Consider the following 23,123-nt stretch of genomic DNA (forward strand, 5'->3'; position numbering starts at 1 on the left):
ATGACAGAAGGGGCCAGGGCCGAAACCCTAGCCCCCTCAATCGGAACCAATCCTAAGGATTAGGCTCCAGCCGTTACCTCAAGGATTCCGAATGCCTCAGGACGCGCAACAGCGAATCCACGACGGGCACGAACCTTAAGAATCTTTCCGTCACGACGGAACTCATCTCCGACAAGAGACTCAGGACCGGAACGAACACCTAGAAGCAGGTGCTGTCGATTACCGACAACAAGCAGCGGATTACCGGTAGGGGCATCCGTGACAGTCGTAGAAGTCTTGAGACCGTATGAGAAATTCACGTCGAATCCGAACAGAGTTGCAGGAGTAGCGGAAGTACCCTCAACAAAGATTGGATTGCCGTTGTCGTCAAGGATTCCACGGAATGCGGCCTTGAATGATGGGTGAGCCATTACAACGGTGTCCGCGTCATTCGCGTAATCCGAACCCTCGTAAAGTGCCAGAGTGTCTGACAGCTTGGCATAAGTCACCGCACCGGCAGTCGCAATCTTCTGGCCGGAACCAGCAGCCTTGTAAAGGGAAGTGAACGGAACGGTGGTGCCATTCTCGGTACCCGTGCAAGCAATTGCAGCGTTGTCTAGCTCACGCGCATAAGAGACTGCCCACTCGGCCTGATAAGCCGAGATAACGTTTGCCACAGCGTCCTGTAGGTCTTCCTCAGCAATGGTGAAGGTCTTACCGAACTTCACCGCGTCAAGGATTACATTGTCTAGGACCGGCTCAGCGTCGGTGTAAAGGTCAGTCTTCTCAACAACGTCAACGCCAAAGCGACCCATGCGAGGAACCTTGATGGTGTCCGAACGCATTGTGATTCGACGCGCTACCGCCTCAACGACGGAATTCTGATTGACGCGGGTAATTACCTCAGAGCCATACTCCTCAGGTACCCAATCGTCTGCATTAACAAAAGCCATTTTCTTTTATTCTCCAGTTATGTATTTAGTTGTCCGGAACACCCGCAAGGGGATATCCCGTAGGTGTTCACAGACACCTAATTCAGTTGTTATTCAATTGTCACCTGAATTCCCAGGCCGGCTGGTTTATTCAGGAATTCTTTTAATTGCCGAAAAGCTGTTCGGCTAGCACATCAGCGGAAGTCTTAGAAGGACGTGCTTCCCGCTTATCTGCGGCGTCCGCTCCACCTGAAATCTTCTTTGCCTCTCCGAATAGCTCCGGAAGGTCTTCCTTCAAAGTGTCTAGCTGTTCCGTAAGTCCCTCAATCTCTCCGGCCTCCGTCACGCGAAGCTCTGACATATTGAGATACTTGGCAACCTTGGGGTTGCTTAGACCAGCCTGAGAGAGTGCCTTTTCGGTTGCTAGGCGTACTGCCACGTTCCGAAATGTGTCCCGCTTCTCTCGATGCTTTAGAGCCTCCGCATTGGCCTTGTTTAGGGCCGCCTGCATTGCCTCAATGTCGTTTGGTCGTTCCTGGTTTTCCTGGTTGTCCGTCACTTGTTGATTCCTCCGTCTCGTGAGTTGTAGTTGTGTCGGTTCCTTTGTCTCTTCTCCAGGGCCTCAATCAAGGCCCGGAAGAGTTGGCGAATTTCTTCGGTCATGCCGCCTGTTCGTACGGGTTATCCGGAACCCCCGTCGTGTCCTTAGGCTGCACATTGTGCGATTCTGATTCACCCGGCAGCTCGTTGCCTGCCTGAATCTGTGCCGATTCCTTCTCAGCCATCCATGTCTTGACTAGAGCCGCGTCATATCCCATTTCTGCGGCGACCTGCTCAAGAGGAATGCCAATCTGAATCTTCTTATAGGCAATCTCCATTGCCTCCTTAGTGTCGAAAGTCTCTACAGGCTTCCAATGCACCTGTACGTCTTCCTTAAATCCCCCGGCCTTGAGGATGAATGTAAAGACTTCCCGCCATGTTGACCCAAAGGACAACTGACGATTTCGAACCTTCTTCACTAGTGGTGCCTCTGCCGTTCTAAGGGCTTCACCGGATGGGATATTGCCGGTTGGCTCAAAGTAATGCAGTGGCGTTGATGTGGTTGAAGCCATCGCGCGTACATAAGCCTTGAAAGGCTCAAGGAACGTGTTCGGGTCAGCAACCTTGAATTGCCCGACTTCCTTGATTCCTTGGAAGATAGCCATTTCGCCAGGGCTGTTGTTGGCACTGATTGACTCATTGCCTGAATCAAAGTCCGCCGACTCTGATGAACCCTCAGCAGCAAGGGCGTAACGCTGTGGGAAGCTATGGAAGTCATTGGCAGCCATCTGGCCGACCATGAGCTTATTGATAGCGTCCTGAGCACCGTAAGCGCCTAGATGCTCTGGCTTGCCCTTTGGCCTCTCCGTCCGGAAATGGAATACCGGAAGTTCTCCTAGGTTGTGCTTCATAACTCCATTGCTATCCGTGAAATCATCCACGAAAGGAAGGAAGTCAGAATCCTTAGGAGTGTGCGGAAGCTTTTCCGCACGGCTGATGTACTTCTCAATCCTGTCTGAGTAGTACAGATTGACTCGTGTGCGAGTCTTAACGGCGTTCTTCTCATGGATGCTGATTTCCCACACCTTTGCGGCACAACGCTTTAGGCGGGGGTTTTCCTCATCGTAGAGAACAACCGTTGTCTTTGGGGAGTTGTAGTGAACCTGTAGGGTATCGCCCTCAGGCCAAACAATGAGATAGGCGTCACCATAAATAAGGGCTCTCTTGTGAATCTCCCCGGTCTCTAGGACCAATTCATTAGATGCCCAAACCCTATCGAGATAGCTGCCAGCCTCAGGACTAACGGCAGACACAGAAGCAATCTCTAGGCGGTTATTCACCGTATCTACGGGTGTTGCTGCGAAGTTGAGTCGGAAGCGATTGCCCGTCCGGTGCAAAGCACGACTCATAGCCACAGAGGTAAATACCTCTTCGGCCGTTCCTTCGTAATACTCTTCTGCGGTTGTGTATTCGTTTCTCCTGTCCAGGATTTCGTTAACCGCGATGGTTAGGTCTGTCATTTCTTTGTGTAATCCAACTCCTTATAAGGAGTATATCAGAATTCCTTTCTAATTCATAATTGATTGGCGAGCCGGCCTGACTTATTCATAAACAATTCCAGGCCGAACTCAATTCATTCTCAGACGTAGCTCTGAGACTTAATGCTTGGCTGTACTTGAGGCTTTCCAAGGAAGTACAGAACCCCCGAACAAACGGCATCCACAACGTCGTCATGGGTGACGCGAGGAAAGGCGTACATCTGTGTTTGCAGGGTGTCAAAGAACCCTGTATGCCAAACCTTGCCCTTCTGGTAGAAGTCAAGAGCGTGAGTTGCCCTTACCTCTTTCGCTCCGACAGCTCGTTCTAGTCGGAGCTTTGCCGGAATCCCGTCAAAGACAGACTTCCAGACGTCTCCACCCTGGTTGGACTCAACTAGGACCACCTTGGCCCCGTACGCCTTACAGAGGGTTGTCACAAGGTCCCGTAGCTCAGGGCCAGGGGAAATCTTGTGCTGTTCCGCGTAACGCACGTAGATGCGTCCGTCGTCCTTGCCGTTCTCATCCAAGCCTCTGGACTCAATGGCAATACCGGTGTAGTCGCTTCGCTTCTTAGTCGTGACAGCAGGGTCAACAATCAGAAGCGTGTTTCCATAACCCCCGACAGGCTCACCAATGCGAATATCCGTGTCCTGCCAATAGGCAGCATCAAGAGACACAGGGCGATTCATTAGGTTCATTGCAAAGCTGCGAGTGTGCCTAATGCTGTTGAGGTAATCCATTGACCAGAACTCAGGCCAAAGGGAGCGTTCCCTATCACCATCCTTGAGAATGACAGGGAAGTAATGAACCTTGATGTTCTCATCAATGACCCATCTAAGGTCAGGGTCTAGGGCTTCATAGAAATCAGGGTCCGAATTTCTCAAATTTTCTGTATTTGAATTGGGTGTAGATATAGGCAAATTCGAATTGAATTCATTAGTACCGCTTTTAAGAACGCCTCCAAAATTGCCAGGAAAATCAATCGATTCAGATTCCTTCCATTCCCGCTCTTTCTCTTCAACCATTCTCATTTGGTCAATGATGCTGCCGGGCATTGTTGTTGTTCCTGCAAAGCAAACCCGTGCATAGATGTTCATTGGCAGAATGGCATTGAGAACAGTTCCCCTACGCTTAATTGCCTCATTCTCTGAGTAGTTAGCCTCACCCGGTTCAATGTCATCGAACAAGATAAGGTCTGGTCTTTGCTTATTAATCTTTAGGCCAAGGGTCTTTGAATCAGCACCCTTAGCAACAAAGGCAAACCCGTTAGCCTGCCGGATTTGGTCACGAGACTGAGCAATAGCTGTGTTCTTCCTCTTGCCAAGCAAAGGAGTACACAGGTCAGGGAAGTCCTTGCCTAGTGCTTCATTGGTGTCTAGCTCATCCTTAAAGGTCTGTAGGTGTTCCTCTGCCTGTCCTGCTGAGTCAGCAAAGGCAGCAACGAACCTGATGTGTCCGTGAGCCGCACCCCACATAGGCAAGATGAGAAAGAGCCACGTACTCTTGCCACCATTTCTAGGGGCAATGAATGCGTCTCTTGATTCTCGTTCCTTAGTGATTGGCTTAGCCCATGTCTTTGCGTATTCAGCTAGAGCCAAATGGAATTCACTAAGGGTCATCTCTCCGGTATCACTCGTAACGTGATGAAGCAGATAGATAACCGCAAACAAAAGAGGATTGTTCTTTGTCTGTCTAATCCTGCCCTCTTGAGTTAGAAGGTCCTGCTTTACCTCCATTGGTAGTGATGCCATGTATTCATAAATCTTCATAGTCTTTGTCCTGTTATGTTCCCTTCTCAGTAAACCCGCTGGTCAATGGCGTATGTGCATGAGTTGCACGCCAACTTCACCCCTGCTTGCCGACACAGGGCTTTGTATCAACGTTTGTACCAATACCCCAGAGGCCGGCAATTCCCCTGCTACAAAGCGTGGTACAGAGATTGGCTGTACGCCTGTCTCAGAGGGTCAGATACCTTCCGGGGCTCCCAGTCCAGTGACCTTCTGTTCGGCCGCCTGAAACGCCTTGGAAAGGTTCTCGATAGCCTTGTCTGTCTCTGATGGCTGCTCGGTGCCGTTGCGGCTGGTTGCCTTGCCCTGAATCAGGTTCATTGTCTGAACTGCCTTGTTCACGGCTTCTGCTGTCTTCTTAAGCTCATCACCCGTAATGTCTGGCCTTTCGTTAACAATCTCCATTCCTCTATCAATGATGTCTTGCATGGCGATTAGTAGTTCTTCCTCCCGATACCACTGGTTAAAGGCGGAAGACTTCTGCTTTAGTTCGGAAAGGGCAATCTCTACCCCGAATTCCTTTGACCATGAGTTTGCGGTACTCCAACTGTTTGGATACCCAAGCTCACGCCTTGCCCGGCTATGTCCGATTAGGCTTGCCTTTTCGAGATATGCGAGCTTTTCCTCTTCTGTGTATTTACGCTGATTCATATTTTTTTGCATTTACGAATACGCGAGACCCTGGTATTACGTCTATAAAGCTATTTCTAAGCCCTGTTTACGAAGCTATTTCTAACTACCCATTGTCTCAAGCCAAAGAAGAGTCTTGATGATTCTTCCTACAGCCGTAGGGCTAGCGTCTAGTTCTTTAGCTACCTTCTTTGGGTTCAGCTTCTCGCCTGTTCGTATCCTTTCTTTTAAGTTGTCTATCTCAGACATCAATAGTTGTCTGTCTGATTCTCTTGGGCCTGTCATTGTCTCCTCTCAAACCCGCCGTTTTTCTTCAATTTCAACTAGTTACCGAGTCACCTTAATAGCTCGGTATAAGAAAGCCCCAGCGACTTTGAGGAGAGTAATACAGCCTAGCCGTAAACGATTTCGCTGGGGCCTTCTAGCAATTAGGAGAAGTGCACAACCAAGAATGAGAACAAGTCTTTGTTGCCTACCTTTTCATTATAGGGGAATTGCTCTCCTAAATCAACTTCCCGACTTCTTTTTCCAATACCGGGCCTTTTGATACTCCCGGTCATGTTCTCTATTCTTCTTCTTCCAATCCTTCTGGTACTTACCTTGGCAAGAACGACACATACCCTGCAATCTGTCTCGGGTAGCAGGATGCTTATTGAACTCCTTATCGTCCTTTGTCTTCTTGCATTCACTGCATTTCTTCATCTGTCTATCTCAATGTTTGTTGAGACATCCTTTCTTGTGTTGGGAAACCCGCCCGAAAACCGGGCGGGGGCTCTTACTCAAACATACGGCTGATGGTGCGGTGAATGGTGTTGATGGGTACCTCATAGCCCTTGCTCTGTGAGACAAGCTCTCGGATTGTCTCTCTATTGGTAACCCCAGTAATCCAGAGGGCGCGAACCATCTTGCTGATGCTTTGGTTTGGGTCAAGGTGAGGGCGTGTCTTCCTGGTTGGTACCGGCTTCTCATCACTCAGTACCGCAAAGCCAACCCCGGCCTTTCCCGCAAGGTATGAGAGGTTAATGGCATCCTGCTTAGAGCCAACCTCAATGAAGATGAATGAACCATCCCCGTCTGTAATTCTTGTGCGCATTTCTTACTCCTTTAGTCGCTTTCCTTAACGCTCATGCCGATTCGTTCAAACAAATCCCACACTTGCCCCCAGTCGTAGTACAGAGAGTTAGCTCTATCTAGAGCCTTGTAACCAATCGACTGGCATTCCGAACAAGAGAAGCGCTTATCTCTTGTTCCGTCCTTCTTTCGTCGTGCGTTTGGGTGCTTACACTCGCCGTTAGTCTCGATGCTCTCAATGAGCCGTTGGCACCTCTCGTTCTCTCGGTAAGCCTTGGCAGCCTCAATCCATTCATTGTTTAGTGCATCCCTGTTCAGCATTCTTGTTGTTCTCCTAATCTATTAGCGTGTAGTTCGATTCACCATGCGTCAGTATCTACAAGGGTCCTTGTATCCCTGAGAGGGATAGAAAGCTCTTCAACGTTCTCAGCCGCATACGTGTATCGCATATTGAAGTTGTTTCCCCAAAGGTCGTATTCTTCCTTGGCTGCTTCCTCTGCTACGGCAAGGATGTAAGCGTAAGGGTGTCCCTTTCGGTAAGTGATTCCATAAGCGGCAACGTTCTTGCTTACCTCTGCAATGTCATCACGCTTAAACCAAGCCTCAATGTCTAGCGGCTGGTCTTCCTCAATAGGCATGGTTTCCTCTTCCTTCTGTTCGTCGGTTGCTTCGTGGTCCGTATCGTCAGAGCAAGGCTGAGAAGGTGTCTCAGTGGCCGTCTGAGCCTCTGTCGTTCCTTCCTGGTCTTCCTGTACCTCTGTTGATTCCTGGGGGCTCTCAGCCTTTACCAGGGAGACAGGCTTAACCAAGCCATCCCAATCCCGCTTGATGCCGTGATGAACGCAAGAGGATGAAGCCTTAGCGCTTCTCTGTACGTCGTTGCCATGAAAGACCAGACACCTAACGGAAGATTCCTTAGTAAAGAATCCTTCCTCAATGGCAACCTTGATTGCCTTACAAATGGTGTTCTGTGAGGGATACCGAATCTCACCGGTCTTACGGTCTACGGTTGGTAGAAGGCTTTCTAGCTCACCCGTCGCAAATTCGGCATGACCAATACGGTTCATGCGTGCTTCGGCAAGAAAGACCAGTCGGGCAAAGAGTGGAAGTCTCATGCTTCCGGCTAGCCTCTGGTTAAATGAATCTGATACAGCGGCCCATCTCTGGTTACCGCCAAAGTTAATGTTGTTCTGCATATTTAGTCCTTAGTCCTTAGTCTCAGTGTTTTGTGCAAAAGAAATAGCCCCAAGGAAGGGACTAGCTTCCTTGGGGCTAAGAACACTGAGTAAGAACGCAAGGGAATATGCGCCTAGCTTGTAATTCTTCGAAAACCCTCCTGTCGGGCATCTAGTCCATGTCCGTTTGGCTTCTTTCGACTACTCTTTAAGTATACCACATTCTGTGGTTAGAGGAAGGCTTATCGAACCTTCTTCAATGTCACAACAAAGTAACAACTACTAACCTCCCACCACCCTTTGCCTCTTTATTCTTTGAGTGTTCTAACGCGTGCCGCGAAGCGGTATGCGTCATCCTTTGGATTGTCCAACTACTAAAAGATAGATACAGAGCACATTTCGGTTTCGCCTAGGGATAGAGCCATCGTTATATCCCTCAGAGGGATTGGCCGTATCCCTCACAGGGATATATCCCTCAGGAGGATAGATGAAGCCTTATCTCTAGCTGTTGTTGATTGGTTCAACCTTAGCATCCGAGAAGCCCTCTTGTCGAATATCCAGAGGCTTATTGATAAACGGCCCAATTTTTGCCGGCCTCCGGTTATGCCGGGAAATTAAAGCATTCCATCTGACGTTTTCTGAGGGCTTCCCTATGGGTCTGTGCTAACCTCTTGCCTCACGCAAGCAGAGAAGGGGGTCACAGTGGCCACTCACGCGGTACCCGTTGACGCATCCAAGAAGGATGAGCCGGGGGTCAAGGAAGTCACGACGCACATTCCTGGGGTTGGGCCTGTTCAGGCTTACTTCAAGGTGGTCACGACTGACGACTACGACGGAAAGACCGAGAAGGACGTAGAGACCTTCCGCTTCTCTTCCCCCATCCTGCTTGAGTCTGAGCAGGAAGTCATTGGGGAAGATGGAGAGCCGGAAAAGAATGACGACGGTTCTACCAAGCTTGAAGTGGTCAAGCTCTGGAAGACCGTTGCCTATGAAATCGACTTGGGAGAAGGAAGCCGAGACAAGCTCGTTGCTGCCCTTGCTCCGTTTGTCGAAAAGGCAAGAGAGGTTGCGGCTCCCATCACTGCCACTCCTGTGAGGCAGACGTCTTCCGGCCCTTCTCACGATTTGAACGCCATTCGTGAATGGGCCAAGAGTGCCGGGCACGACGTGAAAGACAAGGGCCGAGTTGCCGCTAAGGTGATTGAGGCTTACTACAACAGCACGGGTAAGCCCAACCCGGAAAGCACTTCGCGCCTTCTCTAAGCTAAAGGCGCAAAAGGAAAAGGCCCTAAGGAATCAAATCCTTAGGGCCTTTTCTGTATTCGCTTATCATTCGGGGACCTTAACCACAAAGGTTCCCTTGTTGGCCAGGGTCACCACCAGGCCGCGCTCCCGCAGCTCCTGTACGGCCCTTCTGGCCGTTCCTGGTGCCACGCCGTACTGAGACCCCATGTCCCGCTCGTTCGGCAGTCTCGCGCCGACTGAGAGCCGTCCGGCCCTGATGTCTGCCTCTACGGCGTCGGCAACGCGCACGTACACGTATCCGATGCTGTCGCTCATGGGTTGGACGCTAGGGCGCTGACCAGCACCATGCTTCCCTGGGTGGCTCCATGTGGCGCTATGGGGTGCCCTGTAGTGGCCTATAGCGGTAGCCTCTGAGCTGCACGAACGTAAGCGGCCCGGCAACCGAGCGACCGGCTACCGGGCCTAGTCCACGCTGACTAGGAGCGCAGACAGGTGCAGCATATCCAGGCTTTGAGGTGGTTCTAGTGACCACCATCGAAAACGGGAACATTCCCGTTCACGAGGTTGCCCGCAAAGAATGGGGTTGGCATCAGACCCCGGCATCGGTGAAGTTGGCCCGGCGGATTCTCCGTAAGTGGCTGGCTTCTCATCAGGTCAAGTTCTTTGAGGATGAAGCGCTTCTGTGCTTCTCGGAACTGCTGACCAATGCCATTCGTATTCCGTCGCCGGATGGTTGGACGGATACGGTTTGGTCGCTCTATCCGGATAGGCTCAGGATTCAGGTGAAGGACTATTCGCCTGATGCCCCTAAGGTCTGCTATCCGGATGATGAATGCGAATCCGGGCGGGGATTGTCTCTCGTTCATCTCGTGTCGGATGACTGGGGATATGAAACCTGCACCTTCCTTGACGGGAAAGGCGGGTATCTCCCCGGAAAGTACGTGTGGTTTGAGTTGAACGGCTAGCCACACAACCAAAGACCAGTAACCCCCGGATTTCCACGGTTCCCCCCGTCCGGGGGTTACTGCTTTTCTGAAAGGACAATGATGGAGCTGATAGGCATAGCCTTAGCCCTTTGGGTCTCTTACAAGTGGGGCCAGAAAGAGGCTTACCGAAAGGGATTTGCGGAAGGGGTGAAGAAAGCCAAGAACTACACCCTTGAGGTAAGCGTCAAGGAAAAGAAGTAGATACAAAGCCAGAGGCCCGGTTACCCATGAATCAGGTAACCGGGCCTCTGTGTTGCCCTGTGAGCCTCTGTCAGACCCTCCTAGGTCTCTCCGTACCCCTGAGGGCTCCTAGGCTGTCTGAGGGCCGCTCAGGCGAACCTAGCCATGACTGACTCGATGTCAGCCTCTTGGGTCTGGACGTAGTACCGGAGCGAGACGGCTACGTCGTGGTGCCGCATCTGCCGCCTCAGGACTTCCGGGGGTGCCCCCAGCTTCACAAGGTTCGTGGCGAACAGGTGACGCAAGGCATGGGGGTTCAACTCGATGCCCAATTCTTTCTTGGCCCGTCGCTTTACGCCCCTGTAGACCGTGGCGTGATTGATGGCTCCCAGTTCGTACGTGGCGTACTCCTCCGCAAACCATTCCGGCACAAAGACAGGGCCGGTGGTCTTAGCGGGGGTGATGTGATTCTGTGGAGTCCTCTGGCGGTCAATGTTGATGACATTGCCCTTTAGAGTCTGCTTGACCAGAGACTCACCAATCCTCATTCCGGCGAACGTCATGCCGTAGACGTGAGGACGGTATTTCGAATCCGCGAAAGCTTCCCTGACTTCCTGCACGGTCGGAAGGTCATAGACCTTTTGCTTCGGTGCAGGAGTAGGCACCTTGATTCCAAGACAGGCTTGGAGATTAACCGCGTGCTTCCTACGGGTGCTTGCGGTGATGATTCCCGAGAGTCGCCTACTCAGTTCCCGAACGGTTGCTTCCTTGACGGGAAGGTCTTCAATCTCCAAAACCCTGAGAGTCTGGAGATAAGACCGATAGGTGTTGTCCTTGATTGCCCGCTCTTCCAGCCGCTTATAGGCCAGAGCCAAACAGGTTCCACGCTTAGCCTGTCGAAGTTCCACGTCTACTACGAACCTTCCGCGACAGCGAATCCGCCGTGCACGAGTTCGAGCTGTACTACGACATCTAAGAACCGTGCAGGTCAGAGCCGGTGCGTAGGGCTCTGGACCGTAACATGACCGTGGGCCGTGTCCTTCCCCTGACGGGAAGGACACGGCCCACGGTCATGTGGGTGACCGCTTGCCGCGCGGTGGCCGTGCCGCCCCGCGGCCGAGCGGGTCAGCAGGTCCCGTCGTGCGAGTCCCGAAAGTGCCTCCAGTGGCCGCCGGAGACGACCTCGACGGTGCCGCCGGTCACCTTGACGGCGGTGTCGTCGTCGATCGCGTACGCCGGGCCCCGGAGGCCGGCGGCCCATTTCTCGGCCTCGGCCATGGTGTTCTCCGGCAGGTTCTCGTGGTCGAGATGCGGAAAGAGCGAGAAGTCGACAACGCCCAGCGTGCTGTTGTCGCCGGTGGGTGGCTTCCAGCTGTAGGACTCGACGAAGTCCTGCCCGATGTCGGGGGTCATCACCATGCTCCCGGCGCTCGCTCCGACGTAGACCGTCCCGTGCAGGGACGGCAGGAGGCGTTCCAGTCCGGATTGCCGCATCCAGTGGCACAGGTACAGGGCGTCGCCGCCTCCCACCAGCAGGGCGTCGGTCTCCCGGACCAGCGGGACCCACTGTTCCTCGTCGATGCTCGGAAGCGCGGTGAGCTCGAGCACCCCCAACGACTTCCAGCCCAGTTCGCACAAGGTGATGACGGACTGCCCCGTGATCAACCGGTACGCACTGCCGGGGCCGCCGGCCATGGCGTACGCCGCGGTGGGGACGCAGAGGGCGGAGGCCTCGGCGATCGGCTTGCCCAGCAGGTCGACCAGGGCGTTCTCGATGCTCGGGTTCGTGATGCCGGCGGACGTGAGCAGAAGTTTCAAGTCTCCTCCAGATGCGGGCGCGACGGGGCTCCGACGGGTAGACGCGGGATCGTCCCGGAACTCATCGCCGAGCCGGAGGTGACCGCGTCAGGCTGCCGCACGTTCGTCGCCGGACGGCGCCGGGTCGCGAGAACCGCACCGAAGCCCGTTTCTCGTGGCTCGGACGGTGGTCGTCGAGCCGGCAGCTCGCGCCGTCTGCGAAGGGCCTGCGCCGTGGCGCTCGGCGGGGTTGCGCAAACGAACCGAAAGTTTCGGAATGCGGCCGCTGCCTCGGAGGTCCGGTTGGGCGAAGATCAACGATCTTGATGAGAAGGAGGTCGCCCGGGAGGGGTCTAATCCCGTTGTGGGAGGGGTGGTTGAGGCGGGCTTCATCCTCGAATGTTTTCGAAACTTCGACCGAAACAATTGACACGGATCCACGTCTCTCCACACTGGTCATCAGTCGCCATCCCCCCACCCCTGAAGGAGGATTGACGGATGAACAGTCGCGTTCACCCCGTCGGCCGCACACGCCGCAGAGTCCCCAACGCGGTCCGCAGTGCCGCCATTCTCATCGTGGCTTTCTTTGCCTACGTGGCCGGCTTCGCCCCGGCGAACGCTGCCACGGTCGTCACGTCCAACAGCACCGGCACCCACGAAGGCAACTTCTACTCGTTCTGGCAGGAGGCCAGCGGCGGGTCCATGACCCTGAACTCGGGTGGCAACTACAGCGTCACCTGGAACAGCAACGCGAAGAACATCGTCGTGGGCAAGGGCTGGAACCCGGGCAACGCGACCGACTCCGTCACGTACTCGGGCTCGTTCAACTGCAACGGCAACTGCTACCTCGCCCTGTACGGGTGGTACCAGAACCCGCTGGTCGAGTGGTACATCGTCGAGAACTGGGGCAACTACAACCCCAGCACCGGCGCCACCCGGGTGGGCTCGGTCCAGTCCGACGGCAGCACCTACGACCTGTACAAGGCCACCCGCACCAACGCTCCGTCCATCGAGGGCACCAAGACCTTCACCCAGTACTTCGCGGTCCGTCAGGCCAAGCGCACCGGCGGCACCATCACCAAGTCGACCATCTTCAACGCCTGGAGGAACGCCGGCCTGCAGTTCGGCTCCGCCAACTACGAGATCATGGCCACCGAGGGTTACTACAGCAGCGGCAGCTCCAACATCACGGTGAGCCGTGGCGGCTCCAGCGGTGGCGGTGGCGGCGGTGGCGGCACCACCCCGCCGCCCACCAACCCGGGCAGCTGCGTGGCGACCCTGTCGGCCGGCGACAAGTGGAGCGACCGGTACAACCTCAACGTGTCGGTCAGCGGCGCCAGCACCTGGACCGTCACGGTCAAGGTCCCGTCGCCGGAGAAGGTCCTGTCCACCTGGAACATCTCGGCGAGCTACCCCGACGCCCAGACACTGGTGGCGAAGTCCAACGGCAGCGGCAACAACTGGGGCATGACCATCCAGACCAACGGCACCTGGACCTGGCCGACGGTCAGCTGCAGCAGCGGCTGAGCGACGGCCGAGCAGCGACCCGGCGCCGGCGGCGCGCCGGCCGGGTCCTGATCACCGAGCCGCCGGGCCCGACCAGGAGGCGGGCCCGGCCCGCCTGAGGAAAGGTGCCACCGTGGAGGGGCCGTCCGGGTGCTCGCGCACCCGGGCGGCCCTTACCGCCTGACCCGGCGCCACGCCCCCACAGACCAGTCCCGACCAGGAGACCCGCACATGCGCCATCCCTCCCCGCAGGCCGACCCGTCCGGAAGGGCCGGCGCCCGCGACGGTTACGTCGCCCTCACCTTCGACGACGGGCCGTCGCACCGGACCGCCGCGCTGCTGGACGCGCTGCGGGAGGCCGGGCTGCGGGCCACCATGTTCAACCAGGGCAACCACGCCGCCGAACGTCCCGACCTGGTGCGGGCGCAGGTCGCCGCCGGGATGTGGGTCGCCAACCACAGCTACAGCCACCCGTACATGACCGGGCTGGAGCCGGCGGAGATGGAGTCCGAGATCACCCGCACCCAGGAGGCCCTCGCGGCCGCGGGCGGCGGCACCCCGCGGCTGTTCCGCCCGCCCTACGGCGACACCGACGAGACCCTCGCGGCCGTGGTGGCGAAGGCGGGACTCACGGAGATCTGCTGGGACGTCGACACGCGGGACTGGGACGACGCGAGCGCCGACGCCATCGTGGAGGCGGTCGGCCGGCTCACCGACGGCCAGGTCGTCCTGATGCACGACTGGCCGCCCAGCACGCTCGAGGCGATCCCGCGCATCGGCGAGGTGCTGCGGGCGAAGGGGCTGCGCACCGGCATGATCTGCCCCGACACCGGCCGCGCTGTCGCCCCCGGGAACCGGGACGGGGCTGGGAACGGGGCCGGGAACGGGGACGGTGACAGGGCCGGGGACGGTGCCGGGAACGTGGACAGGGCCGAGGGCTGAGGGCCAGCGCACGACGGCACCCACCCCCGCACGGCGGCCGCCCCACACCCCCACGGGGGTGCGCCCCCACGCACGGGGGCGATCCCACACCCCCCAAAGGGGAGCGCCCGCACACACAGGGGCGGCCCCACACCCCGTACGGGGCAGCGCGGGGCCGCCGCAGGACCGGCCCGCGCTACGCCGCCCTCGGCCGCGGCACCGGCTCCCCGCGCCGCACCCCCGTGCCGGTGCGCAGGTCCCGCAGGATGGCCGCCGAGGCCCGGTGACCGGAGTGCAGGGCACCCTGCACCGTGCCGGTGTCGCGGTGGTCGCCGCAGACGTACAGCCCGGCCAGCAGCCGCACCGAGCGCCTAAGACCGTTCGACGGCCGCATGACGGGCACCGCCTCCACCGTGCGGTGCACCGCGAGCGTCTCCCAGGCCCGCGTCGAGACCCCGTACAGTCGCGCCAGATGGTCCCGGGCCGCTCCGTCCACGTCCTCGGGCGGCGTGCCCAGCAGGGTGGAGGAGATCAGCGCCCGGCCGGCCGGCGCACGGGTCGGGTCGACCTGGCTGACCACCGCCGTGTGCGCCACCGGCCCGCCGCGCTCGGCGTCCAGGAGCAGGAAGGCACCGGTGTCCGGCGCCTGGGTGGTGGTGTGGTGGACCACCGTGACCTGGTGGAAGTCCGGTACGCGCAGCCCCGGCAGCAGCTCCGCGGCGGTCCGCGCGTCGGTGGCCAGCAGCACCGCCCGGCACCCGAACTCGCCGTGCTCGGCCGTGGTCACCGAGGTGGTGGAGACGGACGTGACCCGCACCCCGGTGTGCACCGTGCCCGGCGGCAGGGCGCGCGCCAGCAGCTCCGGGAGCACCTCCGCGCCGCCCTCCGGCACGCACAGCCGCCCGGTCGCCCAGGCGCGCAGGGCCAGGTCGGCGCACCGGCTGGACCCGGACAGCTCCGGATCGCAGAGCAGCGCGGCCAGCAGCGGGCGCAGGAAGCCGTCCACGGCGGACGCGGGGACGCCGCGCGCCGTCAGGGCCTCCGCGGCCGGCATCCCGGCACGGCCCAGCAGCCGTTCCACGGGTGCGGCGGCGATCCCGGCGAGCGCCGAGGCGAGACGGGCCCGGTCACCCGCGCCGACGAGCGGCCCGGACCCGGCGGGCGGGACGGGCGTGTGCCACCCCGGGCGCGGACGGAGCCGGCCCAGGCGGGGCCGACGGGCCCGCAGGCCGGTCATCCGGATCGCGGCCACCGCCCCGGCGCGCGTCCTCGCCACAGCCGCGGGCCGGGTGGGCTGCGCGGGGAAGACGGGCGGCGCGGGGGGCGCGACCGTGGCGAGCGCGCCCCCCAGCCCCGAGGCCGCAGCGGGAACCTTCCACCGGCCCCGGTCCACGGCCGCCGTCCCGCCGTCGGCGCCCTCGCGCTCCCCTTCGTGCGCCTCGCACGCCTCCCGCGCGCCCCCCAGGACTCCCTCGGGTCCGCCGGCGTGATGACGGCGGCCCGCGCCGTGCACCAGGACCCCCGGTGCGAAGGGGCGCAGCACCAGGCCGTCCAGACCGGGGGTGGTGCACAGTTCGGGATACGAGGTGAACAACAACTGACCGATCCGGTCCAGTCGGAAGCCGTCGACCTTCTCCGTCGACATCCTGCCGCCCACGAACGGGGCGGCCTCCAGGACTGCGGTGCTGACGCCTGCCGCGGTCAGCCGCAGAGCCGCCGACAGTCCGGCGACTCCGGCTCCCACGACGACGACATCCGCCTTCTGTACGGGCTGAAGCACGTGCCCCTCCTCGAGGTTGCGCGGCCGCTGGAGACGTGATGCCCCCAACTTCCTCCCGGAATACCCGAGTTCGGTCCCAATCGAGGTTAGGTCCGGCCGTTCTCGAGCGCGCTGTGCGCACGGACCGGGCACGGTGGCACGCCGGTGGCACGCGCACGCGTACGCGCGCCCCGTCCCGCACCGGCCCTCGGTCCCGCCCCGGCCCCCGGTTCCCGCTCCGGGGCTCAGTCCCTCAGCGCCGCCCGTACCGCCGACTCCACGTCGGGGCAGGAGAAGGAGAACCCGGACTCCAGCAGCCGCGCCGGAACCACCCGCGCGCTGCCCAGCACGTCCTGGCTCATCCCGCCCAGCACCGTCCGCAGCACCGGGGCGGGCACCGCGAACACCGCCGGCCGCCGCAGCACCTTCGCCATCGCGGCGGTCACCTCCCGGTTGGTCGCCGGGGCGGGGGCCGTGAGGTTGAACGGGCCCTCGAGACCGGGGGTGAGGAGCAGGTGCCGCAGGGCGTCGATCTCGTCCCGCAGCGCCACGAACGACCAGTACTGCCGGCCGTCGCCGAGCCGTCCGCCGAGTCCCGCCCTGAACAGGGGGAACAGCCGCCCCCAGGCGCCGCCCTGCCGGGCCACCACCAGCCCGGTGCGGGCCAGCACCGTCCGCACCCCCGCCGCACGGGCCGGCTCGGCGGCGGCCTCCCACTCCACGGTCAGCTCCGGCAGGAAACCGCGTCCGGGCGGGGCGCCCTCGTCCACGGCGCGGTCGCCGGTCTCGCCGTAGTAGCCGATCGCGCTGCCGTTGAGGAACACCTCGGGCGGGGTGTCCATCGCGGCGATCGCCCCCGCCAGCGCGGTCGTCCCCCGCACCCGGCTGTCGCGGATCTCCCGCTTGTAGGCCTCCGTCCAGCGCCGGTCGCCGACGCCCGCGCCCGCCAGGTTCACCACCGCGTCGCAGCCGGCGAGCGCGGCGGGGTCCAGCCGGCCGGAGCTCGGGTCCCAGCGGATCTCGTCCCCGCCCCGCGGCTCCCGCCGCACCAGACGCCGCACCCGGTGCCCGTCCGCCTCGAGGGACCTGGCCAGCGCGCCGCCGATCAGGCCCGATGCCCCCGCCACGGCGACGGTCCGGCCGCGTTCCGTCCCGCCCTGTCCGCCTGCTCCACTCGCTTCCATGGGGCCATCGTGCAGGACGGGAGGCGCCCTGAGCCGTAGTCACGCCGGGAACCGCTTTCCCGGGGCGGCGGGTGCCGCCGTAGCATGCGGCCATGTCAACCAGCGCTGACCGCGGTCCCCTGATCCGTCCCGCCCGCGCGGAGGACGACGAGGCGTTGTCCCGTCTGGACCGCGAGACCTGGTCCACCGTCCACGCCGTGACGCCCCCGCCCCCGCCCGGCCGCCCCTTCTTCGGCGAGCGGCAGCCGGTCGGCGACATCCTGGTGGGCGAGCTCCACGGCGAGGTCGTCGGTTACGTCCGGGTGAGCCCCTCCACCCCGCTGGAGGCCAACGCCCACGTGCAGCAGATCCAGGGCCTGGCCATCGCCGAGCGGGCCCGCGGCCTGGGACTCGGCAAGGCCCTGATGCGCGCCGCCGAGGACCTGGCCCGCCGCCGCGGCGCCCGTCGCCTCACCCTGCGCGTCCTCGGCCACAACGCCCGTGCCCGCGCCCTCTACTCCTCCCTCGGTTACGCGGTCGAGGGCATCCTCCCCGAGGAGATGCTGCTCGACGGCAAGTACGTCGACGACGTCCTGATGGGCCGCTTCCTGTGAGTCCGCGCCACTGCCGACGTCAACGGGTCGTGGACTTCGGGCACAGGTCGTCGGCCCCGCGGAGGGCGCTCGGGCGCCGAACGCCGCATGGCCCTGCCGGGGCGGCAGGGCCATGCGTACGCGTCCGTCGACGTGTCAGTGGGAGTTGTCGTGGGGTTCACGGCTTCCGGACTTGGCCAGTCCACGGCTGATCATGTAGCCGACGGTCAGGATCACGACGTAGAGCCATGCCTGATCCGCGCGGAAGTAGTCGAGGTGGCCGTCCTCGGAGCCCACGACCAGGGAGGCGATCAGGACCGCCACGACGGAGGCGAGATAGGCGAAGAACTCCGTCGTCTTCAGCGCCGGCTTCGTCTCGGTCGACAGTCGGCGGGGTCGGGCGGCGGCGGGGTCCACGCCCGCGTGGTGGGTCGGACCGCCGGCCGGGTTCACACTGCTCATGGGGTGTGCATCCTGTCTGTCGCGCAAAGTACCTGATGCACTTCACCGGGGAGCGCGTCGGAATCGATGCTGTCCCTCCCGCAGATACCCGGGCCCAGGCAGATAAACGGAGCATAAGAATCCGGCTGGCGGGCAGCGGTGGCCGCGCCCTCCCGTCGCGTCGACCGGGCCCCCACCGGGATCACCGGGCACCGCCACACCGGAGACGTGCCCCGGCCGCCGCGCCGAGGCCGGTTCACCCGCGCGGCCCTCACCGATCGCGTCGGTCCCGGGCGGCGCGGAGAGTGGACGCATGCGCGCCTCCCGTATATCCGCCGAGGTCGTGGCCCGTGTCCGGGAGCTGGTCCGGAGGCTGGGCCAGGGCCAGGGGTCCCGTGGGCCGAGGCGGCGCGGCGGGCGTGGCGGGAGGCGGGGGCGGCCGAGCGCCGAGGTGGTGGCGCCGCCGCTGATCGCCGTGATGGTGCTGCTGTTCGTGCTGGCGCTGCAGGGGCAGGGCGAGGACCGGGCGATGCCGCGCGGGCCCGCCGCACCCAGCGGGCCCCGGTACGGGGCGCCCCAGCCGAAGATCGTGCCGCGGTCGGCCTGGCTGAAACCGGGCGACGAGCGGCACGCCCGGGAGGCCGGACAGGACCGGAAGCGGGAGCGGACCAAGCCGCCGCCGAAGTACGACGACAAGGTGGTCGCCGTCTTCGTGCACCACACCGACTCGCCCAACGGCTACGACTGCGCCGACACCCCCGGCATCATCCGCGCCATCAGCGCCGACCAGACGGCCGGCCGGCACTGGGACGACATCGGCTACAACTTCCTGGTGGACCGCTGCGGGACCCTCTACGAGGGCCGGGCCGGCGGCTCCGGGCGGGCGGTGACCGGCGCGCACACGCAGGGGTTCAACCACCGCACGGTCGGCGTCGCCGCCATCGGCACCTTCACCCAGGGCGCCGAGGTGCCGGAGGCGATGACCGAGGCCATCGCGCGGCTCGCGGCCTGGAAGCTGGGGCTGTCCGACATCGACCCGCGGGGCGACGTGCGGCTGGTGTCCAGCAACGGGCAGAGCCGGTTCGACAAGGGCGAGACGGCGGAACTGCCGGCGATCGCGGGCCACGACGACGGTTACCGGACGACCTGCCCCGGGGCGGCGCTCAAGGCGCACCTGCCGCTGATCCGGGAGCGCGCCGCGCAGCTCCAGGGGCGGCAGTCATGAGGACGGCGGGCGGCGAGGCGGCCCGCGGGACCACGGCGGGCGGGACCACGGCGGGCAAGAAGGCGGCCCGCGGGGTAGCGGCCGGCGCGAGTGCCGCCCGCGTGCGGGGCGGCGCCCTCACGACGCCCGCGAGTGCCGCCCGCCTGCGGGGCAGCGCCCTCACGACGCCGCGGGGACGGCCCGCATGAGGACGGCCCTCGGCTTCAGCCCTCGTCCCCCTCGACGAAGCGGTCCCACAGGCGCGGGAACCGCTCCGCAAGGGCCTCGTCGTCCCCCAGGTCGAGCGGCTCGCCCTGGGGCCGCGGGGGCGGGGCGGACAGGCCGAGGTCGGGGGTGACCAGACCGGTCAGCTGCTCGTACGCCTCGTCCGCCGCGTAACCCAGCTCCTCGCCGTCGCCGTCGACCTCCTCGTCGAAGTCGTCGAGGAGGTCGGCGAGGGCGTCCGGGTCGTGCAGCGCGCCCTCGAACACCTCACGGCCCTGGCCGATGAGCCAGCAGCGGAACCGGTCGAAGGCGTCGTCGTCGGCGCCGTCCAGCAGGATCGAGGCGGCGCCCCACAGGTCCTGACGGTAGGCCCGGTCGTAGCGCGACTCGAAGTGGCGGGCGAAGTCGAGCACCGCCTCCGGGTCGAGCCGCACGAGCCGCTCCACCAGGAGGTCGGCCTGCTCCTCCGGATCGCCCTCGGCCTCCTCGCGGGCGCCGTCCACCAGTTGCCAGAACTCCGCTTCGTCCATCACGGAACCAGCATCGTCCCTGGAACCGCCGGTCGCACCCGGGCACGACGGAGGGGGACGGCGGAATCCCGCCGTCCCCCTCCGTCGTCACTCGGTCAACCCCTGACCGGCACCGGACCTTTACAGGCCGTACCGCTCGCGGGCCTCCTTGACGGCCGTGGCCTTGACCTCGCCGCGGCGGGCGAGCTGGGCCAGCGCGGCGACCACGATCGACTCGGCGTCGACGCCGAAGTGGCGGCGGGCCGCGTCACGGGTGTCGGAGAGGCCGAAGCCGTCCGCGCCCAGCGAGGACCAGTCCTGCTCCACCCACTGCGCGATCTGGTCCGGGACCTGGCGCATGTAGTCGGACACGGCGAGCACCGGGCCCTGGGCGCCGGCCAGCGCCTGGCGGAGATACGGCACCCGCTCCTCGCCGCGCAGCAGGGCCTCGTCGGCCTCCAGCGCGTCGCGGCGCAGCTCCGTCCAGGAGGTCGCGGACCACACGTCGGCGGCCACGCCCCAGTCCTCGGAGAGCATCCGCTGGGCCTTGAGCGCCCAGTGGATCGCCGTGCCGGAGCCCAGCAGCTGGATGCGCGGGGCGTTGGCCGCCGGGGAGAGGCCGGCGGACTCCGCCGTGTTGAAGCGGTACAGGCCCTTGACGATGCCCTCGTCGATCCCGCCGACGGCCGGCTTGGCCGGCTGCGGCAGCGGCTCGTTGTAGACCGTCAGGTAGTAGAAGACGTCCCTGTCCTCACCCGGCGCGGCCTCGCCGTACATCCGGCGCAGGCCCTCCTTGACGATGACCGCGACCTCGTAGGCGAAGGCGGGGTCGTACGTCAGGGCGGCCGGGTTGGTGGCCGCGATGACCGGGGAGTGGCCGTCGGCGTGCTGCAGGCCCTCACCGGTCAGGGTGGTGCGGCCGGCGGTGGCGCCGACGAGGAAGCCGCGGCCGAGCTGGTCGCCGAGCTGCCACATCTGGTCGGCCGTGCGCTGCCAGCCGAACATCGAGTAGAAGATGTAGAACGGGATCATCGCCTCGCCGTGCGTGGAGTACGCGGTCGCGGCGGCGATGAAGTCGGCCATCGAACCGGCCTCGGTGATCCCCTCGTTGAGGATCTGGCCGTTCTTGGCCTCCTTGTAGTACATCAGCTGGTCGCGGTCGACCGGCTCGTACGTCTGCCCCTTGGGGGAGTAGATGCCGAGCGACGGGAAGAGCGACTCCATGCCGAAGGTGCGCGCCTCGTCGGGGACGATCGGCACCCAGCGCCGGCCGGTCTCCTTGTCGCGGACCAGGTCCTTGACCAGGCGGACGAACGCCATCGTGGTGGCGACGTTCTGCGAGCCGGAACCCTTGTCGAAGGAGGTGAACGCCTTCTCCGCCGGGGCCGGCAGCGGGGCCAGCGGGTGGACGCGGCGGGCCGGAGCCGGACCGCCGAGCGCCGCGCGGCGCTCCTGCAGGTAGCGCACCTCGGCGGAGTCGGCGCCCGGGTGGCCGTAGGGGACGACGCCGTCGACGAAGTCGCTGTCCTTGATCGGCAGCTCGAGGCGGTCGCGCATCGCCTTGAACTCGTCGGTGGAGAGCTTCTTCATCTGGTGGTTGGCGTTCTTGGACGCGAAGCCCTCGCCGAGCGTGTGGCCCTTGACCGTCTGGGCCAGGATCACCGTCGGGGCGCCCTTGAACTCCACGGCGGCCTTGTAGGCGGCGTACACCTTGCGGGGCTCGTGGCCGCCGCGGGAGAAGTGGAAGACGTCGAGGATCTTGTCGTCGCTCAGCAGCTTCGCCATCTCGGCGAGCGCCGGGTCCTTGCCGAAGAAGTCCTCGCGGATGTAGGCGGCGTCCCGGGTCTGGTACGTCTGCACCTGGGCGTCCGGCACCTCGCGCAGCCGGCGGACCAGCGCGCCCGTGGTGTCGAGCTGGAGCAGCTCGTCCCAGGCGGAGCCCCACAGCGACTTCACGACGTTCCAGCCGGCGCCGCGGAACTGGGCCTCCAGCTCCTGCACGATCTTGAAGTTGGCGCGGACCGGGCCGTCGAGGCGCTGCAGGTTGCAGTTGATGACGAAGGTCAGGTTGTCCAGACCCTCGCGGGCCGCCAGCGCGAGTGCCGCCGTCGACTCCGGCTCGTCCATCTCGCCGTCGCCGAGGAACGCCCACACGTGCGAGGCGGAGACGTCCTTGATCCCGCGGTTGGTCAGGTAGCGGTTGAACCGCGCCTGGTAGATCGCGGAGAGCGGGCCCAGGCCCATGGAGACGGTGGGGAACTCCCACAGCCAGGGCAGACGGCGCGGGTGCGGGTAGGAGGGCAGGCCCTCGCCGCCGGACTCACGCCGGAAGTTGTCCAGGTGCGCCTCGGTGAGGCGGCCGTCCAGGAACGCACGGGCGTAGACGCCGGGGGAGGCGTGGCCCTGTACGTAGATCTGGTCGCCGGAGCCGGGAGCCTCGGGGGACTCCTTGCCCTTGAAGAAGTGGTTGAAGCCGGTCTCGTAGAGCCAGGCCGCGGAGGCGAAGGTGGCGATGTGGCCGCCGACGCCGTACTTGCTGCCGCGGGTCACCATGGCGGCCGCGTTCCAGCGGTTCCAGGCCGTGATCCGGGCCTCCATCTCCGGGTCGCCGGGAACCTCGGGCTCCGCGGCGGTCGGGATGGTGTTGATGTAGTCGGTCTCGAGGAGCTTGGGCAGCGAGACCCCGGCCCCCTCTGCGCGCTCCAGGGTGCGGCGCATCAGGTACGCGGCACGGTGCGGGCCGGCCGCCTCGGCGACCGCGTCCAGGGAGGCCTGCCACTCGGCGGTCTCCTCGCGGTCACGGTCCGGGAGCTGGTCCAGCGCGCTAGGGGCGATGGCGTGGGGGTCGGTCATGTCGCCGCCTTCCTCAGTCGAAGGGGTGCGGTGCGCGCGGGTGCGCGCGGATGCGGGGTGCCCTTGGGTCTTTGGCAGGACAGGGCAGG

General features: G+C 62.7%; 18 protein-coding genes and 2 pseudogenes. 6 read left to right on the plus strand and 14 right to left on the minus strand.

What is annotated here, in order from left to right:
• Nucleotides 1-59: 59 nt before the first annotated feature.
• The 6 genes and pseudogenes from Sfr03f_RS11595 to Sfr03f_RS30250 form a co-directional block, all read right to left on the minus strand.
• Entirely contained in the window at nt 60-932 is an 873-nt protein-coding gene (locus Sfr03f_RS11595; protein ID WP_108953759.1) for a phage major capsid protein, read from the minus strand.
• A gap of 142 nt (nt 933-1,074) precedes the next feature.
• Nucleotides 1,075-1,491 (minus strand): annotated as a pseudogene (locus tag Sfr03f_RS11600) (phage scaffolding protein); the annotation flags it as partial.
• A gap of 79 nt (nt 1,492-1,570) precedes the next feature.
• The gene (locus Sfr03f_RS11605) at nt 1,571-2,971 is read right to left on the minus strand and encodes a phage portal protein (RefSeq protein ID WP_108953761.1); all 1,401 of its coding nucleotides are present in this window, start codon (nt 2,969-2,971) and stop codon (nt 1,571-1,573) included.
• A 119-nt stretch (nt 2,972-3,090) separates the two neighbouring features.
• The gene (locus Sfr03f_RS30240) at nt 3,091-4,758 is read right to left on the minus strand and encodes a phage terminase large subunit family protein (protein ID WP_159105625.1); all 1,668 of its coding nucleotides are present in this window, start codon (nt 4,756-4,758) and stop codon (nt 3,091-3,093) included.
• Nucleotides 4,759-4,953: 195 nt separating this feature from the next.
• On the minus strand, nt 4,954-5,427 hold the full coding sequence (locus Sfr03f_RS30245; RefSeq protein ID WP_159105626.1) for a hypothetical protein: 474 nt from the start codon (nt 5,425-5,427) through the stop codon (nt 4,954-4,956).
• A gap of 1,409 nt (nt 5,428-6,836) precedes the next feature.
• Nucleotides 6,837-7,673: a hypothetical protein gene (locus Sfr03f_RS30250; protein ID WP_159105627.1), complete on the minus strand. Its 837-nt coding sequence runs from the start codon at nt 7,671-7,673 to the stop codon at nt 6,837-6,839.
• 681 nt (nt 7,674-8,354) lie between these two features.
• Here Sfr03f_RS30250 and Sfr03f_RS11610 point away from each other — a divergent pair.
• Nucleotides 8,355-8,915, plus strand: a complete 561-nt coding sequence (locus tag Sfr03f_RS11610; protein ID WP_108954074.1) for a histone-like nucleoid-structuring protein Lsr2 — start codon at nt 8,355-8,357, stop codon at nt 8,913-8,915.
• Between the two features lie 66 nt (nt 8,916-8,981).
• Here the strand turns inward: Sfr03f_RS11610 and Sfr03f_RS11615 are convergent, their stop codons facing one another.
• Nucleotides 8,982-9,212 carry a GntR family transcriptional regulator gene (locus tag Sfr03f_RS11615; RefSeq protein ID WP_108953762.1) on the minus strand — a complete coding sequence of 77 codons (231 nt, stop codon included), beginning with the start codon at nt 9,210-9,212 and terminating at the stop codon, nt 8,982-8,984.
• 209 nt (nt 9,213-9,421) lie between these two features.
• On the opposite strand from Sfr03f_RS11615, the gene Sfr03f_RS11620 reads away from it, so the two are divergent.
• A complete protein-coding gene (locus tag Sfr03f_RS11620) occupies nt 9,422-9,862 on the plus strand; it encodes an ATP-binding protein (protein ID WP_159105628.1) in 441 nt (146 codons plus the stop codon).
• A gap of 350 nt (nt 9,863-10,212) precedes the next feature.
• Here the strand turns inward: Sfr03f_RS11620 and Sfr03f_RS30255 are convergent, their stop codons facing one another.
• Both Sfr03f_RS30255 and Sfr03f_RS11630 read right to left on the minus strand, forming a co-directional pair.
• Complete coding sequence (locus tag Sfr03f_RS30255; protein ID WP_159105629.1) at nt 10,213-10,971, minus strand: tyrosine-type recombinase/integrase; 759 nt, start codon at nt 10,969-10,971, stop codon at nt 10,213-10,215.
• Nucleotides 10,972-11,188: 217 nt separating this feature from the next.
• Nucleotides 11,189-11,881, minus strand: coding sequence for a Type 1 glutamine amidotransferase-like domain-containing protein (locus Sfr03f_RS11630; RefSeq protein WP_108953765.1), 693 nt, complete (start codon nt 11,879-11,881; stop codon nt 11,189-11,191).
• 477 nt (nt 11,882-12,358) lie between these two features.
• Between Sfr03f_RS11630 and Sfr03f_RS11635 the strand changes: the two genes are divergently transcribed.
• Together Sfr03f_RS11635 and Sfr03f_RS11640 are read left to right on the plus strand one after the other, a co-directional pair.
• Nucleotides 12,359-13,387 carry a glycoside hydrolase family 11 protein gene (locus tag Sfr03f_RS11635; protein ID WP_108953766.1) on the plus strand — a complete coding sequence of 343 codons (1,029 nt, stop codon included), beginning with the start codon at nt 12,359-12,361 and terminating at the stop codon, nt 13,385-13,387.
• A 246-nt stretch (nt 13,388-13,633) separates the two neighbouring features.
• Nucleotides 13,634-14,260, plus strand: a pseudogene (locus Sfr03f_RS11640) (polysaccharide deacetylase family protein); the annotation flags it as partial.
• A 223-nt stretch (nt 14,261-14,483) separates the two neighbouring features.
• Here the strand turns inward: Sfr03f_RS11640 and Sfr03f_RS11645 are convergent.
• Both Sfr03f_RS11645 and Sfr03f_RS11650 read right to left on the minus strand, forming a co-directional pair.
• Complete coding sequence (locus Sfr03f_RS11645; protein ID WP_108953768.1) at nt 14,484-16,067, minus strand: FAD-dependent oxidoreductase; 1,584 nt, start codon at nt 16,065-16,067, stop codon at nt 14,484-14,486.
• Nucleotides 16,068-16,291: 224 nt separating this feature from the next.
• Complete coding sequence (locus Sfr03f_RS11650; RefSeq protein ID WP_108953769.1) at nt 16,292-17,230, minus strand: TIGR01777 family oxidoreductase; 939 nt, start codon at nt 17,228-17,230, stop codon at nt 16,292-16,294.
• A 92-nt stretch (nt 17,231-17,322) separates the two neighbouring features.
• Between Sfr03f_RS11650 and Sfr03f_RS11655 the strand changes: the two genes are divergently transcribed.
• A complete protein-coding gene (locus Sfr03f_RS11655) occupies nt 17,323-17,823 on the plus strand; it encodes a GNAT family N-acetyltransferase (RefSeq protein ID WP_108953770.1) in 501 nt (166 codons plus the stop codon).
• Nucleotides 17,824-17,958: 135 nt separating this feature from the next.
• Here Sfr03f_RS11655 and Sfr03f_RS11660 read toward each other — a convergent pair whose 3' ends face one another.
• Nucleotides 17,959-18,264, minus strand: a complete 306-nt coding sequence (locus tag Sfr03f_RS11660) for a hypothetical protein (RefSeq protein ID WP_108953771.1) — start codon at nt 18,262-18,264, stop codon at nt 17,959-17,961.
• Nucleotides 18,265-18,556: 292 nt separating this feature from the next.
• Between Sfr03f_RS11660 and Sfr03f_RS11665 the strand changes: the two genes are divergently transcribed.
• Nucleotides 18,557-19,468: a peptidoglycan recognition protein family protein gene (locus Sfr03f_RS11665; RefSeq protein ID WP_108953772.1), complete on the plus strand. Its 912-nt coding sequence runs from the start codon at nt 18,557-18,559 to the stop codon at nt 19,466-19,468.
• 203 nt (nt 19,469-19,671) lie between these two features.
• Here the strand turns inward: Sfr03f_RS11665 and Sfr03f_RS11670 are convergent, their stop codons facing one another.
• Together Sfr03f_RS11670 and aceE are read right to left on the minus strand one after the other, a co-directional pair.
• On the minus strand, nt 19,672-20,202 hold the full coding sequence (locus tag Sfr03f_RS11670) for a DUF4240 domain-containing protein (protein WP_108953773.1): 531 nt from the start codon (nt 20,200-20,202) through the stop codon (nt 19,672-19,674).
• A 120-nt stretch (nt 20,203-20,322) separates the two neighbouring features.
• Nucleotides 20,323-23,034 carry a pyruvate dehydrogenase (acetyl-transferring), homodimeric type gene (aceE, locus tag Sfr03f_RS11675; protein ID WP_108953774.1) on the minus strand — a complete coding sequence of 904 codons (2,712 nt, stop codon included), beginning with the start codon at nt 23,032-23,034 and terminating at the stop codon, nt 20,323-20,325.
• Nucleotides 23,035-23,123 lie beyond the last annotated feature (89 nt).

This window comes from Streptomyces fragilis (assembly GCF_003112515.1).
GTDB classification, from domain to species: domain Bacteria; phylum Actinomycetota; class Actinomycetes; order Streptomycetales; family Streptomycetaceae; genus Streptomyces; species Streptomyces fragilis.

Excerpts from the sequence above, each read along its gene's own strand:
- Sfr03f_RS30240 (WP_159105625.1), bottom strand. The coding sequence starts at position 4,758 with ATGAAGATTTATGAATACATGGCATCACTACCAATGGAGGTAAAGCAG.
- Sfr03f_RS11665 (WP_108953772.1), top strand. The coding sequence starts at position 18,557 with ATGCGCGCCTCCCGTATATCCGCCGAGGTCGTGGCCCGTGTCCGGGAG.
- Sfr03f_RS11650 (WP_108953769.1), bottom strand. The coding sequence starts at position 17,230 with ATGGAAGCGAGTGGAGCAGGCGGACAGGGCGGGACGGAACGCGGCCGG.
- Sfr03f_RS11595 (WP_108953759.1), bottom strand. The coding sequence starts at position 932 with ATGGCTTTTGTTAATGCAGACGATTGGGTACCTGAGGAGTATGGCTCT.
- Sfr03f_RS30245 (WP_159105626.1), bottom strand. The coding sequence starts at position 5,427 with ATGAATCAGCGTAAATACACAGAAGAGGAAAAGCTCGCATATCTCGAA.
- Sfr03f_RS11655 (WP_108953770.1), top strand. The coding sequence starts at position 17,323 with ATGTCAACCAGCGCTGACCGCGGTCCCCTGATCCGTCCCGCCCGCGCG.
- Sfr03f_RS11660 (WP_108953771.1), bottom strand. The coding sequence starts at position 18,264 with ATGAGCAGTGTGAACCCGGCCGGCGGTCCGACCCACCACGCGGGCGTG.
- aceE (WP_108953774.1), bottom strand. The coding sequence starts at position 23,034 with ATGACCGACCCCCACGCCATCGCCCCTAGCGCGCTGGACCAGCTCCCG.
- Sfr03f_RS11670 (WP_108953773.1), bottom strand. The coding sequence starts at position 20,202 with ATGGACGAAGCGGAGTTCTGGCAACTGGTGGACGGCGCCCGCGAGGAG.
- Sfr03f_RS11635 (WP_108953766.1), top strand. The coding sequence starts at position 12,359 with ATGAACAGTCGCGTTCACCCCGTCGGCCGCACACGCCGCAGAGTCCCC.
- Sfr03f_RS11605 (WP_108953761.1), bottom strand. The coding sequence starts at position 2,971 with ATGACAGACCTAACCATCGCGGTTAACGAAATCCTGGACAGGAGAAAC.
- Sfr03f_RS30250 (WP_159105627.1), bottom strand. The coding sequence starts at position 7,673 with ATGCAGAACAACATTAACTTTGGCGGTAACCAGAGATGGGCCGCTGTA.
- Sfr03f_RS11615 (WP_108953762.1), bottom strand. The coding sequence starts at position 9,212 with ATGAGCGACAGCATCGGATACGTGTACGTGCGCGTTGCCGACGCCGTA.